Source organism: Ruegeria sp. THAF57, from assembly GCF_903914075.1.
In the GTDB taxonomy this organism is placed as follows: domain Bacteria; phylum Pseudomonadota; class Alphaproteobacteria; order Rhodobacterales; family Rhodobacteraceae; genus Ruegeria.
Genome location: NZ_CAIWNQ010000012.1, coordinates 1 through 16,176, shown reverse-complemented (window position 1 = coordinate 16,176; position 16,176 = coordinate 1). Strand labels below are relative to the sequence as shown.

The following is a 16,176-nucleotide window of genomic DNA, read 5'->3' as shown; positions in this document are numbered from 1 at the left end:
CGTTGGCCCTGCACGCAGATTTCACACGCCCAGCCAAGTGTGCTGTGCGTCTTCATCGGCCTTGATCGCCTCGGCATCTCCCGTCCAGACGATCTGCCCTTTGCTGACGACGACCACATCGTCGGCAAGCGACGTGGCAAAACCGAAGTTCTGCTCAACGATGATCATCGACAGGCCCGCCGCTTTCAGCTCTTGCAGCTTGTCGTGGATCAGTTTGACGATGATCGGGGCCAGGCCCTCGGTCGGTTCATCAAGGATCAGCAGCTTTGGGTTCATCAGCAGTCCCCGCGCGATGGCCAGCATCTGCTGCTCGCCGCCCGAAAGCTGCGTGCCGCCGTTGTCCATGCGCTCTCCTAGTCGCGGAAACAGGTCCAACACCCGCTCCATCGTCCATTCAGGGTTCGACCCGCCAAACCGCTTGGCCGCGATTTCGAGGTTCTCACGCACACTGAGCGACGGAAAGATATCGCGCGTCTCTGGCACATAGGCGATCCCGCTCTTGGCGATGTCAAATGGTTGCCCCGCGATCGGCTTACCACCCCACAGGATTTCGCCGGACTTCAGCGGCAAAAGGCCCATGATCGTTTTCAGTGTCGTGGACTTGCCGGCGCCGTTTCGCCCGAGGATGGCCAAAACCCGGCCCGTCTGCGCTTGAAGCGACAGGCCGTAAAGGACCTGCGTTTCGCCGTACCCGGATTCGATTGCGTTCAGTTCAAGCATCTTCCCAGCTCCCCAGATAGATTTCCTTGAGCAGGCTCGACCCGCGTGCCTCTTCGGGCAGACCATCAAAGACCACTTCGCCGTAGTTCAGCACCGTGATCGTGTTGGCCACGTCAAACGCAAGGTCCATGTCATGCTCGATGATCAGCATGGTCAGGTCGCGGGGCAGGCCCGCCAGCAGGTCGTGAAAGCCTTTCGACATTTCCGGCCCGACGCCGCTGGTCGGTTCGTCCATCAGCAGAACCAGCGGCCGCGTGGCCAGCGCCACACCGACTTCAAGCTGGCGACGCACGCCATAGCTGATCTCGGACACTTTCGCGTGGATGAAAGGCATCAGGTTCACCTGGCTTGCCACCTCCTCCACGATCTCACGGACTTCGGGTTTTGCCAGGCTGTCCGACCAAAGCTGCGTCGCATTGCCGGTGTGGACTGCCGCCGCAAGCCCAAGGTTTTCCTCGACCGTCAGACCATCGAACAACGTGTTCTTCTGGTAGCTCCGCGAAAGCCCACGACGGGCGCGTTTGGCAACGGGAAGTGCTGTGACATCTTCACCGGCGAGATGCACCGATCCGCTGTCTGGGGTCAGCTCGCCGACAAGCTGGTTGAAGAGCGTCGTCTTGCCCGCCCCGTTCGGCCCCAAGATCACCCGGCGCTCGCCACGTTCCAGCTTTAGCGACACATCGCGCGTGACGTGAACGGCGCCAAAACTTTTGTCCAGATTACGTGTCTCAAGCATCGGTCAACACCTCCTCAGGCTCCTGTTTGCGGGTCGCATCGGCGAGACGGCGGTCGAATACGCCGCCCCAGCGGGCCTCGATCCAGCCGAAGATGCCATTGGCGCGGCTCATCACGACGGCGATCAGGATGACACCGACAACGAGGTGCCAATAGGTCGTGACCGAGCTCAGTTCATGTTTCAGGACAACAAAGGCGGCTGCTCCGATCACCGGTCCGACAAGCGTTCCAAGACCACCAAGGATCACCACAACCAGTGCTTCGCCCGAGACCGTCCAGCTGAGCAGACCCGGGGAGATGTACATGATGTGTTGTGCGGCTAGCGCACCGGCGAGGCCTGCGATCATGCCGGACAGTCCGAACACATCGGCCTTTACACGCCAGACCGTCAGGCCAAGCGCGCGCATCCGCTGCTCATTGTGCATGACACCGGTGAGCGAGCGGCCAAGACCGGATCGGAGGATCAGTACAGAAGCACCGTAGACCGCCCCGAGAGTGGCCAGACAGAAGAGAGCAAAGCTGCGACTGTTGTTCAGATCGACGCCAATCAAGCTCAAGTCCAGCCGGGATATGCCGCCCAACCCATCGTCGCCGCCAAAGAGCGGCGCCTCGAATACGTAGGAATAGGCCAATTGCCCGAAAGCGAGTGTCGCCATGATGAAATAGATACCATGGCTGCGCGACCCGATGGCGCCGATGACCCAGGCAGCCGCGCCGGTCAGCGCGATACTGCCCGCCATGGCAACGGGCAGTGCGATCCCCGCCTTGGTCGACAGGACTGCGTAGGCATAGGCCCCGACCCCCATCAGAGCGCCATGGCAGAGCGAGACCATGCCACCGAAGCCCGCAACGATGTCGAGCGCCAGAACCAGCATGGCAAGGATCAGGATCTCTGTCAGGATCTCCAGACCGAAATATTCAGCCGTGAAAGCCTGAAAGAGGGCACCGGCTGCGAGCAGGACCAGAGCGGTGTAACGAAGAGTGTTGTGGCGAAACATCGTCTTATCCTTTCGCTGGAAAGAGGCCCTCTGGCTTGATCACAAGGACCGCAGCCAAAAGCGCGTAGATGAGAACAGAGGCCAGTTGCGGGGCCAGAACCGCACCGAAAGTCTGCACAAAGCCATAGATCAGTGATCCGGCGATGGCGCCCTTGAGGGAGCCGAGACCACCGATCACGATCACGATCAGAGTCGGGATCAGGATCTGCAGACCCATGTCGGGCGTCACACTGAGAAGCGGTGCCGCGACGGCCCCGGCCAGGCCCGCAAGGGCACAGCCCAGACAGAAGACGATGAAGAACAGCCGTTCCACATTGATGCCCAGACAGGCCGCCATGGCATCGTTATCGACACCGGCACGGATCATTGCGCCGATCTGGGTGCGGCTGAGCACGAAGGCCAGTGCGCCGAAGATGGCGAGACCCAGAACGATGATGAACAACCGGTAGGTCGGATACTCGACACCAAGGAAGGTCAGACGACCGCCAAGCAGCGTGGGTACGTCGATGGCGAGAGCCAGATCTCCCCAGAAGATGCGAGTCAGATCGAGCAGGACAAAGATCAGCCCGAAGGTGACGAGAACCTGTGCCATGGGCCCCGATTTCCGCATGCGCTTTATGAGGCCGGAATAGAGGAGGATCCCCACCCCGGCGACCGCCACGGGCGCCAGAAAGAACCCCATCCAGTAGCCGCCCACGGCAGCCAGCGAGGCAGCGAAATACGCGCCAAGAGCATAAAGCGAGCCATGCGCGAGGTTCACGAAGTGCATCAGCCCGAAGATGACCGTCAGGCCGATGGAAAGAAGAAACAGAAGCATGGACAATTGCAGGGCGTTGAGCGCCTGAAGGGTCCAGAATCCAAGATCATGTGCCATGAGCTAAGTCCTCCTCGGACGTTATGTCCCGGCCGCAGGCGAGCGGCCGGGACAGATTGGTCAGTTGGAGTCGGGTGCCATCTCGCAGCCATTGGTCGCGTCGGCTTCCGCGGGAAGCTGAGCTAGGACCTTCTGCGTCAGCCCACCTTCACCAGCGACGGTTTCGTAGACATAGACGGGCTGGATGATGTTGTTGGTTGCGGGGTCGATGGAGAGCTGACCGCGCGGCCCCTCAAAGCTGACCTGGCGCAGGGCAGTCGCCAAAGATGCACGGTCATTTGCGCCGGTTTTTGTTGCCTCAATCAGCGCGCGAGCCGCATCGTAACCTTGGACGGCGAATTCCGACGGCGCGCGGCCGGTTTCCTCGGTGAACGCGGCCACGAAAGCGGCGTTCGCCTCGCTGTTGATGGTCGGCGCGTAGTGAAGCGCTGTGATGACGCCTTCGGCAGCCTCGCCCTGTGCGTTCACATAAAGCGGCGAGGTCAGGAAGCCCGAGCCATAAAGGGGAAGGTCAGCTTTCAGGCCAAAGCTGTCATATTGCTTGACGAAGGAAATCGCCTCGCCGCCTGCATAGAAAACGTAGACCGCATCCGCACCGCTGGCCTTGGCCTGGGCGAGATAGGGACCGAAGTCCTGCGTCTTTTGGAACGGCGTGAATTCCTGCCCGACGATCTCGCCGCCTGCGGCGGTGAAGGTCTCGGTGAAGGCGTCGATCATCTGGCGACCGGCAGCATAGTCAGGCGCAAGCGTGAACACCTTCTTCACACCCTGCTCGGCCATCCAGGTGCCCATCGGACGGTTGATCTGGCCGTTGGAAAACGACATCCGCGTGATGTAGGGTGAACAAGACCCGCCAGTCGCTGCATCATTGCCGGCATTAGCAACGATCAGTGGCACACCTGCGCCATGCACCATGTCACGCACCGCACCCAGAACACCGGAACTGACGATCCCGACCATGACATCGACCTGGTCCTGTAGGATCAGTTTCTTGGCTTTGCCAAGTGCGACAGGCGGCTTCACCTCGGTGTCTTCACGGGCGATCTCAAAGGTTGCACCAGTCTCGGAACCGAACTGTTGCAGACCGAGGTTGAACCCGGTCTCAATTTCATTTCCGAGCGACGCATATACACCCGAGAACGGGAGCAGAAGGCCCACCTTGATCTCTTCTTCTGCCACAGCAGGCACAGCGAAGCTGGTGGCGAACCCAAGGGCCGCCAGGATTGCGCGTTTCATTTTGTATCTCCTCCAGTTGGTTAACGACCCCTCCTCAGGGCCTAGCCTAAGTCGCCCCCACCCACCGGGACTGTGACACCGGTGATGTATGAGGCTTCGTCCGACGCCAGAAACAGGATGGGACCTGCCTGCTCGTCGAGCGTTCCATATCTTTTCATGAACGAGGACTGGATCGTCTGGTCGACGATGGTCTGGTACCAGTCTTCGCGTTGTTCTTCTTCGGCATTGGGGTTGCGCGGTACGACCCGCGGCGGGGCTTCGGTTCCGCCCGGTGCGGTTGCAACGACGCGGATCCCGCGTTCGGCAACTTCCCAAGACAGGCTAGCCGTGAGCGCGTTCACGCCGCCCTTCGCTGCTGCGTAGGGCACGCGGTTCAGTCCGCGGGTCGCAATGGAAGACACATTGACGATGGTGCCCTTACCTTGCGGTAGCATCCGTTCAATGGCGGCGCGGCAGCAGTAGAGTGTCGGGAACAGCGAACGGCGCACTTCTGCGTCGATCTGCTTGGGCTCGTAATGCTCAAACGGTTTGGCCCAGATCGTGCCACCGACGTTGTTGATCAGGATGTCGATGCGGCCCCAGAGATCCACGGCCTTGCCGATGGCCTTGTCGCAGCCACTCCACGTCTCGAGGTTAACCGAGATCGCCTCGACCTCGCCCCCCGCTTCGCGGATCGCCGCGACGACGTCTTTGCGTGCGGGCGAGCGGTCCACGATCAGAACCCGTGCGCCTTCGCTTGCCGCTCGTTCGGCGACGCGGCGGCCGATACCTTGTGCCGCGCCGGTGACGACCATCACCTTGTTGTCGAAACGGCCTGTCATGCCGCTTCGGCCTTCTCTTCGGTGGGGTTGAATTTCTCGTAGTAGAAATTCGTGGGCTCGACGCCCAGTTTCCCGAAATGCGCGCGCACGGCATCGACCATAGGCGGCGGGCCGCACAGGTAGACGTCGCAATCGCCGCCCGACAGGTCATCGCCGCTGAGGTGATCGGTCACGAACCCCTTGCGCTCATGCGCGTCTTCTTCGGCGGCCAGAATGGTGATCACGGTGACGTTGCCGATCTTTTCAGCAAGCGCGCTAACGCGATCCAGTTCCACGAGGTCAGCGGCGCGCGTCACGGCATAGTAGAGCGTGATCGGGTGCTCTGCTCCCTGCTCAGCCACTTGTTCCAGCATGGAGAGGAACGGCGCCAGACCGGTGCCACCGGCGAGCCAAACCTGCGTGCGCTCGATTGGCCGCAGGTAAAAGGCACCCATCGGACCGGTTGCAGTCAGAGCGTCGCCGGGCTTCGCCTGCTCGCCAAGATAGGTGCTCATGACACCGCCGGGCAGGTTGCGGATCAGGAATGTTGCTTCCTGCGCACCCGGTGCGGACGAAAAGGAATAGGACCGGTGTTTGTCCGTACCGGGGACTGTCAGGTTCACATACTGGCCCGGCAGGAAGTTGATTGGCTTGGCCAGATTCACCCGCAGACCGAAGGATGTCTCGGAAAGTTTGTCAACGCCCTGCACTTCGGCTTCCACTGCCTCGGGCGCGGTCTTGCAGATGGCGGATGAGGCCGGAACCCGCACAACGCAGTCGCTTTCTGGGGTCATCTGGCAGGTGAGCGCGTAGCCTTCTTCGGCCTCCTCGTCGCTCATCGACTCGTCCATGTAGAATTCCAGCTCGTACTCGCCCTTCTCGACAAAGCACTTGCAGGTGCCGCAGACGCCATCGCGGCAGTCCATCGGCAAGTTGATCTTCTGACGGAAGGCCGCATCGGTTACCTTCTCGTCGTCATCGCACTGGATGACGCGTGTGACGCCATCTTCGAAATTCAGGGCAACGTTGTAGGTCGTCATGGCATGCTCCTCCCTTATCCGCGCACCCAGACGTAGATGCGCGGAGGTCTTCAGGCTCCCGGAGTAACGGGGATCAGGTGTGATAGACGTCGATCACGTGGTGGATGTGATCGTTCTTCAGGACGACCTTCTTATCGGTGATCAGCGGCTTCGGCCCGCTGGTGTCGATCGAGTAGAACGACGTGCCCCAGTGGGTATCGGTCTCGGCGTAGCGGTAGCTCAGCGTTTGCCAGTTGAAGCGCAGCTTGATTTCGCTACCTTCGCGGCTCAGCACTTCGATACCCGACAGATAGTGGTTCGTGCGCGGCTCCGGCAGCGAGGTCGCCGACGACCGGTCGGTCTTGATCCGGAATACGCGGTCCTCGATGCCCTGCTTGTTGGGGTAGTACATCAAGGACATCTCGTTCTGCGGATCCTCCGTCAGCGTGTCGAAGTCATCCCATGCGGGCATCCAGAACGGACAGTCCTTGTGGTAGAATGTCAGCCAGGTGTCCCAGTCGCGATCGTCCAGAGCGCGGGCCTCCGCGAAGAGAAAGGCCTGGATGTCTTCGAAGCTCATCACATCGGTTGCAGGGCGTTCAAGAGTCGCAGTTGTCATGTTCTTTCCTCCTCACTCGGCTGCGACCGACGCCTGAGGCGCGGTTTCGCGTTCCTTGGCGATGGCGTCTCCCATCCGCTCGGACCAGTTGCTGTGCTGGATGACGAAGAGCCCTTCGTCCTCAGTGCGCGCACCGGACATAACCGGGTTGATGCCAAGGGCCTTGGCGTCTTCATCGGGACCTTCGATCCATTGGGTTGCTCCGCGGGTCAGGTCGTTCCACTTGGCGTGTGCCGCACCGGCATAGCCGCGCTGTGTGGCCCGGAATTCTTCGGTATCATCCGGCGTCGCCATGCCAGAGGCATTGAAGAAGTCCTCGTACTGGCGGATGCGTCGGGTGCGTGCTTCCTGGCTCTCGCCCTTCGGCGCGATGCAGTAGATCGTGACCTCGGTCTTGTCGACCGAGACGGGCCGGAAGACGCGGATCTGGCTGGAGAACTGGTCCATCAGGAAGACGTTTGGATAGAGGCAGAGGTTGCGCAGCACTCCCACCATCCATTCGGCCTTGGTCTTGCCGTACTTCTCCGTCCATTCCTCCAGACGCGGATAGCCGGGGCGGTTGGTCGGGTCGGCCCATTCCGTCCAGAGCAGGATGTGACCATTCTCGTAGGCGTGGAAGCCACCGCGCTGCTTCGCCCATTTGGACGCGTCGGTTGCCTTGATGTTGTCTTCTTTGCCGTCATCGGTACGGTGCGCCGTCGTGGCCACGTAGTTCCAGTGCACGGCCGAGACGTGGTAACCGTCAGCGCCGTTTTCGGCCTGCAGCTTCCAGTTGCCGTCATAGGTGTAGGTGGACGAACCGCGCAGCACCTCGAGACCTTCGTCAGCCTGATCGACGATCATGTCGACCATCTTGCGTGCTTCGCCGAGGTACTCCTCCAGCGGCTTCACATCGGCATTGAGGGAGCCGAACAGGAAGCCACGGTAGTTTTCGAAGCGGGCAACTTTAGTCAGGTCATGGGAGCCGTCCTTGTTGAACTGCTCAGGATAACCTGCACCCTTGGGATCCTTGACCTTCAGGAGCTTGCCAGTGTTGGAGAATGTCCAGCCGTGGAACGGACAGGTGAAGGTTTTCTGGTTGCGGCGCTTGAAGCGGCAGAGCTGCGCACCACGGTGCGAACAGGCGTTGACCAGCGCGTGCAGCTCGCCGTCTTTATCGCGGGTGATGACGACAGGCGTGCGGCCCATGGTCAGAGTAAAGTAGTCGCCCGGGTTCGGGATCTGGCTTTCATGCGCCATGTAAATCCAGTTGCCTTCGAAGATGTGCTTGATCTCAAGCTCGAACAGCTCTTCGTCGGTGAAAATATCTCGGCGGCAGCGGAACACGCCATTTTCCGGGTCGTCCTGAATGGCGCCGTCGAGCCGTGCTTCGAATGCGTCGAGATTGGATTGGGTGAACATCTGTGATCCTCCTCCAGACTGCCTCAGCATGGATGCATCGGCTGGTTTGTTGTTCGTGTCGCGGGACTATTCACCCGCGACGGCTTTCATGCTCCGCCGACCATCTCGGCGGAAGAAATCGATCTTGTCGGGGTCGAGCGTCGCGCCAATGCCCGGGCCGTGTGGAATTTCGACGCAGAAATCTCTGTAGACGATCGGATTTGCGAGAATGTCCTCGGTCAGCAGCAGCGGGCCGAACAGCTCGGTGCCCCACGCCAAGTCATCAACGGTAGAGAACAACTGCAATGCCGCAACGGTGCTCAGGCCGGTTTCGAGCATGGTGCCACCGTAAAGGCCAAGGCCCGCAGCCTGCCCAATGGCTATGACTTCTGAGGCGCGCTTGAGCCCGCCGGATTGCCCGATCTTTACGGCGAAGACGTCCGCAGCTTGTGCCGTTACCACTTCGAGAGCATCCTCAGGCCCGTTAAGCGCCTCATCAGCCATCACGGCGATTTCGTAGCTACGCGTCAGTTCTGCCATTGCCCGGCGATAACGCGCGGGGACAGGTTGCTCGACAAGTTCGCAGCCCGCCTCTTGCAGCCCCCTCAGACCCCAACGTGCATCCTGCAACGACCAAGCCGTGTTGATGTCAACGCGCACGCTGGCTGCATCACCAACCGCCTCTTTGATGCGGGCGACATGGGCCACGTCATCACGGACCGCTCGCTTGCCGATCTTCAGTTTGAAGACGTTGTGGCGGCGGGTTTCGATCATCTGCTGGGCTTCGGCGATGTCGGTCTCGGAATTGCCGGAGGCCAGCGTCCAGGCGACCGGTAGACGTTCGTGAACGGCCCCACCAAAAAGTTGCGACACCGGCACGCCCAAGCGCTTGCCCAGCCCGTCCCACAGAGCTATCTCGACAGCTGTCTTGGCGATCCGGTTACCTTTCACCAACTTGTCGATGAGCTGTATTGCACCATTCACATCGTCGCTGTTGCGACCAAGCAGGCCGGGCGCGATATAAGTCTCGATCGCCGACTGGATGCCTTCAGGGCTTTCCGGTCCGTAGCTCAGCCCGCCAATCGTCGTGCCTTCGCCGATGCCTTCGGAGCCGTCCGAGAACTTGACCCTGACCAGCACCGCAGTTTGCGTACGCATCGTGGCCATCGAAAGCACGTGACCGCGAATGGTGGGAATGTCGAGGATCAGGGTCTCGATCTGGTCAATCTTGGTCACTGGGGCTCACCACATCTGCAGGTTTCTAATGGATGCAGATTGCCCGCCCGAGCCGGATTCTGTCGATGATTGGGAGGGTCTTGGATAATACCCTGGCGAGATGGGACAGTAAAAACCGAGCGAAGGTCAGACCCGGTTTCAGGCCGCTCTTCGCCGTCAATTGAAAAACAGCTATTTAGATTTTCTGGAAACAGGTCTCACCGAGAAACCTTCCGCAGCACGTGAAATTCTAGTTGGCATTTTTGCTAGAACGCAGGTGGCACAAGGTAAGTAGCTCCACAACAACTGCAATGCTGGCTGAAAAAGTTGAACGAATGCAAGAGTTACGCAGCGAGCAGCAGTCATCACTCACCCTCCCAACAATTCCTCGATGAAGTCCTCCTGCCGGTCGAGCGCCGCCTTCCAATCCTTCGGCACGGCGGCTTCCCTTTCGAGCGTCTCGGGCTCGGGCTGCCCGCGTCCGGCCTCAATCGGCATCACGCTCATCGCGCGCGCTTCGCGCCGCTGCGATCGATCCCGGACAGGCGCACGTTCGGCTAGTTTCGCCTGGTCGTCTGCGCCGACCTCAAAGTCACCGCCCCAGGGCCCCACGCCCTGCACACTCGGCGGATAGGGGAACGGCTTGCCGTCCTGGCGGGCCAGCATGTCCTTGAAGAACGGATCGTCGTAATACTTGATCCGGCTAGCCTTGATAGGGTGCTGGGGCGAAGCGAGGATTATGACCTCGTCGGGATCCATGAGGCGCGCTTCCGTCTCGGAAAGTAGCGGCCGCTCTTCCAGACGCGCCGAGGTCGAGGTCGCGCCAAGGAAGCCCTTGTTGCGACCGTACATCCGGGTCACCGCCTCGCGGGTGGTGCTGCCGACCGCGGCGGAGACCTCTTTCACCGTGCGCTGGTCCCGCGGGGTGATGTAGAGCTTCAGCCCTGCCCCGTTCTCGAGACTTTCACGGCCCTCGGGCCCGTAAATCCGATCAAGCGAAGCCAGCGACTGCGCGATCATCGCGACGCGGCCGCCATAGCTTGCCAGCGAATGGATCGCCCGCTCGAGATAGGGCATCGCCCCCATCTGCTGGAATTCGTCGATCATCATCATGACCGGCCAGGGCTCGTCCGGGCCGGGCTCGTTCAGCCGGATCGAGGCGATGAGATCGGCGAACATCAGGCGCAAGAGCGGCGCCAGCGTCGCGATGTGATCCTCGGACACCGCGATGTAAAGCGACTGAGGGGTCTTCCGGAAGGTCGAGAAATCGAAGTCGCTCGCCTCGGTGGCCGAGCGCACCGCCGGGTTGTCCCATTGCTTGAGACCGGCCGTCATCAGCGCCTGAATGTTCGAGGTCAGCAGCCGCGACGAGGCTGAGGCCGCATTGGTCCAGAGCTCGCGCAGGATGTCTTCCTCGGCCTCGTCGGCATAGGTCTTGTACTGGGCGTTCTTGTATTCGCCCCCGGCGACGATCTTGTTCACCTCGCCGAGGTTCGGCGTGCCGCGTTGGATCGCCAGCAGACAGGCCGCAACGAAGATCGACTTGCCGGCCTCGGAAAAGGTGTCGAGCGTCTTGTTGTCCTTGTCGAGGAAGAGGTCTGCCAGGATCGAGACCTCGGTGAAGCGCTGCGCGAATGTCGGGGCCTTGGCAATCCGCGCAAGCGGGTTGTACCGATGCGTGGCATTGGCCCAATCAAACGGGCTGAACCGATAGACCTCGTCGCCGTTGAGCGCCCGGAGCCGCGCGGTCTTCTCGAAGTTCTCGCCCTTCACGTCCAGCACCACAACCGAGCCCGCAAAGCTCAGAAGATTCGGGATCACGAAGCCAACCCCCTTACCGGCCCGGGTCGGCGCGACCATCATCACATGCGGGATGGTGGTCGAGGAGATGAACTCAGCTTTGGACGTCGGGGCTCCGAGCTTGCCACAGACAAAGCCCTTGCCAGGCGCTTGAAGCATGTCGTTCTTCTTCAGCTCCGCCTTGGTCTGCCAGTGGGCCGAGCCATAGTCGTCCCGCTCCTTCTTCCAGGTCCAGGCAAGCGCCAGGGCGCCGAGGCCAATCGCCCCGAAGCCTACGGCGCCAAACCCCACCTTGAACGCTTCGGGATGCGCCGCTCGGGTGCCCGCGCTGGCTTTCCAGAGCGCCAGCATGTCAAAACTACCAAACCCGGTTTTCAGGGCCAGGGTCAGGTAGAAGGCGGCGACGATGGTGCCGATGACGGCGCCGCAGATCACCCCGAAGAGGAGCGCGGCCCAAAGGGGGAGTGTCTTGGTCATGGTTGTCATCTCCCCCTTAGAATTCCATCTCGTCATCGAGACCACGATCTAGTGTTTTGTTTCGGGCAAGTTCACGCCCCATTTCCTGCGCCTCTTGCTGGCCGCGCATCCGCGCCACCTCCGTCGCCTTGTCCTGCTGCAACCCGGCGGCGCGGTCGGTGAAGACTTGGTCGCCGGTCTCCTCAAACGTCATCTCGAGGAATTCCTGCGTGACGGTGATCTGGTCGAGCTTGCTCGGAAGGGCCGCGTCCAGCACCTCGTAGTTGCCGCGGCGAAGTGCAGCCAAACCCTCCTCACCCAACTCCTTGAAGAGCTCGGATTGCAGGGTCCGCTCAACCACCTCTTCCTGTTCCTCGGTGAGCTTGCCGTCCCGAAGCATGTCGGCCAGGTCCTGCAGGTAGGGATTGGGCGTCCGGTCGTCTTCGTCGATGAGGGGCAGTGTCGCCTCCTCTTCGTCCGCGAGGGTTCGGCCGATCTCGACGCCCAGTTCCTTCGCCCGCTCCATCAGTGCGTCCATCACGCCGTCGACCTTTTCGAGCGCGGCATCGAGCTGGTCGTCACTCGCGGTCTCCACGCTGAGACCGTCCTTGGCCAGCACCGCATTCATGTCGCGCTCAACCCAGTCCTGCGCCATACCGTAGTTCCGCGTGCCGCCGGCCATGATCCGGGCCACCAGCTCCTCGCTGTCCATGCCTGCCTCTTCGGCACTCTCGAGCACATCGCGCAACCCCTCGTCATTGCCGGACTGCAGCGCGCCGATCAGCACCACGCTGCCCGCCCCCGGGGGATAGGGTTCTTCAAGCTGCTTGCCGAAGCGCGCCCGTAGCTCCGGGTCGGGCACCATCTGCGAGAGATCCGCGATGATCGGCGCGGCCTTGGCCTCGAATGCGGCGCACTCGGCCGGGTCCAGTTCCTCGGCCTTGAGCCTGAGCGCCTCGATCGTGCGCTCGGAATAGTCGATCGCATCACCGACGGTCTTGATGTCCTTCATGTCTATCTCTCCTTCGGTGAAGTTCCACGGCGCGCCGGAACCGAGCCCCTCCGCCATGCCGCGCAGGGCGCGGGCCATGTGGCGCTGGTCCATCCGGTCCAGCAGGTCAGCGAGGTTCTTGTAATCCTTGGCGAAGCCCACCACCTGCGCCTGCGCCATGGCGGTTTCCTGGGCCGTCAGGGCGATCTCGCGCGGTAGGCGGGCCTCTTCCTTGGCGCGGTAGATCTCTTCGATCCCGGCGGGTTTCTCGAAGATGCCGCGCTCGAGCCGCGTGGTGGCATCAAGCATCACGCCGTAGCGTTCCGCGATCTCGGCCTGTTTCTCGCGCATGAGCTGCGGCGACATCACGCCTTCGGCCCAGCAAGAGAACCAGGTGCCTTTCTCGAGGCCGCGATTGTTCAGGATGATGTGGGCGTGTTTGTGCGCCCGGTCGTCATGGACCGCGAGCACATAGTCCCACTGATCGCCGTATTCGCCGCTCTCGAAAAAATGCTCCGTCCAATCCATGGCGATGTCGCGCACCTGATCGACCGTCACGTCGGTCGGGAAGGAGAGCAACATGTGAGAGGTGAAGCCGAGCTTGGTCGAGCCGCGCCAGGTCCCGGCCCAATCCTCGATGATGTCCTCTTTCTGCCCCTCAGACAGCACCGCCGCATCGGTCAGCGCATTGGTCATTGTCGAGTAGGTGTAGACCGCCTTGTCGTTGATGTAGGAGATCTGCGCTCCGAGCGACGCGCGCGTCTTGCAGCCTCCCGCCCGGATCCGTTTGAAGACCGCCGCCCGGCTCTGACCCGACGCAGCCTTCAGCGCGTTGCGCGCCGACATGGATCCGACGCGCGAGAAACTCCGCCCCTGCCGACGCCCCGCCAGCCGCGCGTCGATCCGCGCTGCGGCCTGACCCCGGATGCGCTCATCCTCCCAGAGCCGGCCCATGACCGAGGCGTAGAGGGCGAGGGGATCAGCCACTGCGCACCAGCCTCAGACCGCCGTTTGTCACGGGCGAACCGTCCTCCAGAACCGCGCTCTCCGCCCCCTGCCCTTCTTCCTTTTGTGGCCACTCCTGATGACGCATCGCCTGCGCCGCATCTTTCATCCGGCCCAATTCACGGCTCATGGATTGCGCCAGATCAAGGAGATCAATCAGCACCGCGCGGTCTGCCTCCGAGACCTCCAGCCGACCGCGATGGACCGCCTTGGCGAGCATCAGTCCGGCGTCGCTCACATCCTTCGCCTGACGCCACGCTGCACAGAATTCCGCGACCAGATCACGGGGCACATCGAGGAATCCGCACCGTCCGCGCAGCACCGCATTCAACGCCTGCGACCGGTTGGCAAAACCCCGTTCGCGCCACTCCGCATCGAAGGCCTCCAGTTCGGATCGGCTTGCCCGGAATGCCACTGTCTCGCTCGGATCGCGCACCGTGATCCCCTCGCCCGCCTCCTCTTTCGCGAGCCGGTTCACGTGGCGCGCAGAGATGCCGAACGCCGCCGCCAGCTCCTTGGCACTTTCGCCCGCCGCAAAGCGCCGCGCGACTTCGATGCGCTGCTCAAGCTTCAGGTTTTTCGCTGGCCTCGGCACTAGGGCGTTCTCCCGCTGCCAGAAAAAGATTGCATGCGCAGACGCGCGCGAGGCAGCGATTGCTCGCAATCGCTTTCGCGTGCGGCGGAGCATTCAGCTTTGCGGGAAACGCCCATGACAGACCCCTCGGACAAAATGTGCAAACATTGGCCATATCCTGCCAACGTCTTCCTTCTCTCCTTTGCTTATACTTCAATACATCACATTGCGCAATATAACGTTTTGCATGCTGTGTCTTTTTGCTGGCAATAGGGTGCAGTCAAGACTGCTCCGCAGCGCGACATGGAACGCCGCCGTCCTCATCGATGCGCGGCAATCTGGTCGAATTAATCTGCCTAAACTTGCGCTGGAGCAGCACGCGATGTCAGGCAAACCGAGCGCCCGAGCCGGTAACGGATCGGGCGCGAAGAACACGAAAACGGCCCGCGCGAGATAGCGCGGGTCCCACCATTCGAGGGCGTCACGAAGCTTCTGAGAGACGGTGTCAAACCCCTGCGGATCAGTAGACCCGCAGGGGTGTCTGGGTCAGTGACCCAGTCCCTGAGAGCGCAGGTCGTCGTAGCGGCTGCGGGCGATCAGCGCCTCGGTCTCGAGGCTGTCGAGTGTCTCGGGATGGGCGTCTTCATCAAACGCGGCGAGGTAGGCATCAAAGGCCATGTCGGCTTGCAGTTCGGCGAGGTCGATGGATTGTTCGAGTGTCATGGTGTGATCCTTTCCGTTGATCGTCGTTGGACGGATCGTGGAAAAGACCGGGGGCATGAGAGCGGGCTGCACCCGGCACGGGGCGGAATGAAATGGAGCACGCCGGGGGCAGGTTTGTTGTGAGCGGTGCACCGCAGCGCTCAAGGCGCAGCCGTCCAGAAACCTGCCCCCAGCGTTGCCGGCCGCTCGACCCCGGGCTAGCGATCTGAGAGGCCAACAGGTCGACGGAAAGGCGCGCGACGGTGGCCCTGACGTGAGACGTCGCCCCCCGGACGCATGACGTTGATCTGCGGTTTACACCCTCGCGGCAAAGGGTGAGTTCGGCACCCTGGCAGCCTCGCCAACACGACCCAAGCGCGGGTTGCTCGACTGAGAGAAGGGGTGCGCTTACCTCGCACAGTGGGCTCCCATTTTTCCCCTGCTGACTTTCGGCTCACCCTCGGGTTCGCGCGATCCACTCTGTCCCTCAACAGAACGATCAAAGCTGCTTCTGCGATCGATCCAGTCAGACTATCCGCCTCGGTGTCAGCGTCCGAAATATGCCGCATCCTTCTGACACGGGTTTCGGACCCGAACCGCTGCCATTCCTCATAACGAGAAATAGCCAGACCGCCGGAGCGGTCTGGCCCTTGGCTTAGGCGGCGTCTTTCGGGCCCCAGGGGATGACGGCCTGCAGGGACAGATCGTCCTGGTTCGCGGCCTTGCCGAGGTTGGCGTTGAAGCCGTGGTCGCGGATGGTCAGCGTGTAGTAGTCGGCACCGGTCTCCTTGTTCTGCTTCTTCCAGATGCCGCCGCACTCGACCAGCTTGCCGCGCGGGGAGCGGCCGAGGACGCGGTGCGTGGGGGCCATCGGGTTCGTGCTCGCGACGGGCTCGACCGTGATGTCGAGGTCGAAGGTCAGGGTCGAGATGGAGCCTGTGCCCTTGGCGGTCTCGATGTCGGCGCTGGTGAATTTGATGCAGTTCGTGGTCATTGCTCTTCTCCTTGTTTGCGTTGCAATGATGGTCACCTTGCAGCTGGCCAAGGCCCGG

15 protein-coding genes are annotated in these 16,176 nt (G+C 61.7%); all 15 read right to left on the bottom strand.

All coding sequences use genetic code 11. The features are described from left to right. Window positions 1–21: 21 nt before the first annotated feature. Complete coding sequence (locus RUESEDTHA_RS19870) at window positions 22–720, bottom strand: ABC transporter ATP-binding protein (protein WP_040179352.1); 699 nt, start codon at window positions 718–720, stop codon at window positions 22–24. Beyond that, window positions 713–1,456, bottom strand: a complete 744-nt coding sequence (locus tag RUESEDTHA_RS19865; RefSeq protein WP_040179354.1) for an ABC transporter ATP-binding protein — start codon at window positions 1,454–1,456, stop codon at window positions 713–715. The genes RUESEDTHA_RS19870 and RUESEDTHA_RS19865 overlap by 8 nt, the downstream gene beginning before the upstream one ends. Next, window positions 1,449–2,453 carry a branched-chain amino acid ABC transporter permease gene (locus RUESEDTHA_RS19860; protein WP_040179355.1) on the bottom strand — a complete coding sequence of 335 codons (1,005 nt, stop codon included), beginning with the start codon at window positions 2,451–2,453 and terminating at the stop codon, window positions 1,449–1,451. Before RUESEDTHA_RS19860 ends, RUESEDTHA_RS19865 begins: the two co-directional genes overlap by 8 nt. A gap of 4 nt (window positions 2,454–2,457) precedes the next feature. Next, window positions 2,458–3,327, bottom strand: a complete 870-nt coding sequence (locus RUESEDTHA_RS19855) for a branched-chain amino acid ABC transporter permease (RefSeq protein ID WP_180888391.1) — start codon at window positions 3,325–3,327, stop codon at window positions 2,458–2,460. A 60-nt stretch (window positions 3,328–3,387) separates the two neighbouring features. Beyond that, window positions 3,388–4,563, bottom strand: coding sequence for an ABC transporter substrate-binding protein (locus RUESEDTHA_RS19850; protein WP_040179358.1), 1,176 nt, complete (start codon window positions 4,561–4,563; stop codon window positions 3,388–3,390). A 41-nt stretch (window positions 4,564–4,604) separates the two neighbouring features. Continuing rightward, on the bottom strand, window positions 4,605–5,384 hold the full coding sequence (gene benD / locus RUESEDTHA_RS19845) for a benzoate diol dehydrogenase BenD (protein WP_040179360.1): 780 nt from the start codon (window positions 5,382–5,384) through the stop codon (window positions 4,605–4,607). Beyond that, a complete protein-coding gene (benC, locus tag RUESEDTHA_RS19840) occupies window positions 5,381–6,403 on the bottom strand; it encodes a benzoate 1,2-dioxygenase electron transfer component BenC (RefSeq protein ID WP_040179361.1) in 1,023 nt (340 codons plus the stop codon). The genes benD and benC overlap by 4 nt, the downstream gene beginning before the upstream one ends. A 73-nt stretch (window positions 6,404–6,476) precedes the next feature. Continuing rightward, window positions 6,477–7,001, bottom strand: a complete 525-nt coding sequence (gene benB / locus RUESEDTHA_RS19835; RefSeq protein WP_040179363.1) for a benzoate 1,2-dioxygenase small subunit — start codon at window positions 6,999–7,001, stop codon at window positions 6,477–6,479. Between the two features lie 12 nt (window positions 7,002–7,013). Beyond that, window positions 7,014–8,402: a benzoate 1,2-dioxygenase large subunit gene (gene benA / locus RUESEDTHA_RS19830; RefSeq protein WP_040179364.1), complete on the bottom strand. Its 1,389-nt coding sequence runs from the start codon at window positions 8,400–8,402 to the stop codon at window positions 7,014–7,016. Between the two features lie 66 nt (window positions 8,403–8,468). Beyond that, on the bottom strand, window positions 8,469–9,617 hold the full coding sequence (locus RUESEDTHA_RS19825) for a muconate/chloromuconate family cycloisomerase (RefSeq protein ID WP_040179366.1): 1,149 nt from the start codon (window positions 9,615–9,617) through the stop codon (window positions 8,469–8,471). A gap of 348 nt (window positions 9,618–9,965) precedes the next feature. Beyond that, the gene (locus tag RUESEDTHA_RS19820) at window positions 9,966–11,873 is read right to left on the bottom strand and encodes a type IV secretory system conjugative DNA transfer family protein (protein WP_084353827.1); all 1,908 of its coding nucleotides are present in this window, start codon (window positions 11,871–11,873) and stop codon (window positions 9,966–9,968) included. Window positions 11,874–11,889: 16 nt separating this feature from the next. After that, entirely contained in the window at window positions 11,890–13,830 is a 1,941-nt protein-coding gene (locus RUESEDTHA_RS19815; protein ID WP_180888390.1) for a relaxase/mobilization nuclease domain-containing protein, read from the bottom strand. Continuing rightward, complete coding sequence (locus RUESEDTHA_RS19810) at window positions 13,823–14,443, bottom strand: helix-turn-helix domain-containing protein (RefSeq protein ID WP_180888404.1); 621 nt, start codon at window positions 14,441–14,443, stop codon at window positions 13,823–13,825. Before RUESEDTHA_RS19810 ends, RUESEDTHA_RS19815 begins: the two co-directional genes overlap by 8 nt. Window positions 14,444–14,968: 525 nt before the next feature. Next, window positions 14,969–15,202 carry a hypothetical protein gene (locus RUESEDTHA_RS19805; protein WP_008335615.1) on the bottom strand — a complete coding sequence of 78 codons (234 nt, stop codon included), beginning with the start codon at window positions 15,200–15,202 and terminating at the stop codon, window positions 14,969–14,971. Window positions 15,203–15,779: 577 nt separating this feature from the next. Further along, the gene (locus RUESEDTHA_RS19800; protein WP_037207756.1) at window positions 15,780–16,118 is read right to left on the bottom strand and encodes a DUF736 family protein; all 339 of its coding nucleotides are present in this window, start codon (window positions 16,116–16,118) and stop codon (window positions 15,780–15,782) included. Window positions 16,119–16,176: the final 58 nt, after the last annotated feature.

Coding starts and splice junctions, on each gene's coding strand:
- RUESEDTHA_RS19805 (WP_008335615.1), bottom strand. CDS start 15,202: ATGCCCCCGGTCTTTTCCACGATCCGTCCAACGACGATCAACGGAAAG.
- RUESEDTHA_RS19855 (WP_180888391.1), bottom strand. CDS start 3,327: ATGGCACATGATCTTGGATTCTGGACCCTTCAGGCGCTCAACGCCCTG.
- benC (WP_040179361.1), bottom strand. CDS start 6,403: ATGACGACCTACAACGTTGCCCTGAATTTCGAAGATGGCGTCACACGC.
- RUESEDTHA_RS19850 (WP_040179358.1), bottom strand. CDS start 4,563: ATGAAACGCGCAATCCTGGCGGCCCTTGGGTTCGCCACCAGCTTCGCT.
- RUESEDTHA_RS19820 (WP_084353827.1), bottom strand. CDS start 11,873: ATGACCAAGACACTCCCCCTTTGGGCCGCGCTCCTCTTCGGGGTGATC.
- RUESEDTHA_RS19865 (WP_040179354.1), bottom strand. CDS start 1,456: ATGCTTGAGACACGTAATCTGGACAAAAGTTTTGGCGCCGTTCACGTC.
- RUESEDTHA_RS19870 (WP_040179352.1), bottom strand. CDS start 720: ATGCTTGAACTGAACGCAATCGAATCCGGGTACGGCGAAACGCAGGTC.
- benB (WP_040179363.1), bottom strand. CDS start 7,001: ATGACAACTGCGACTCTTGAACGCCCTGCAACCGATGTGATGAGCTTC.
- RUESEDTHA_RS19800 (WP_037207756.1), bottom strand. CDS start 16,118: ATGACCACGAACTGCATCAAATTCACCAGCGCCGACATCGAGACCGCC.
- benD (WP_040179360.1), bottom strand. CDS start 5,384: ATGACAGGCCGTTTCGACAACAAGGTGATGGTCGTCACCGGCGCGGCA.
- RUESEDTHA_RS19860 (WP_040179355.1), bottom strand. CDS start 2,453: ATGTTTCGCCACAACACTCTTCGTTACACCGCTCTGGTCCTGCTCGCA.
- benA (WP_040179364.1), bottom strand. CDS start 8,402: ATGTTCACCCAATCCAATCTCGACGCATTCGAAGCACGGCTCGACGGC.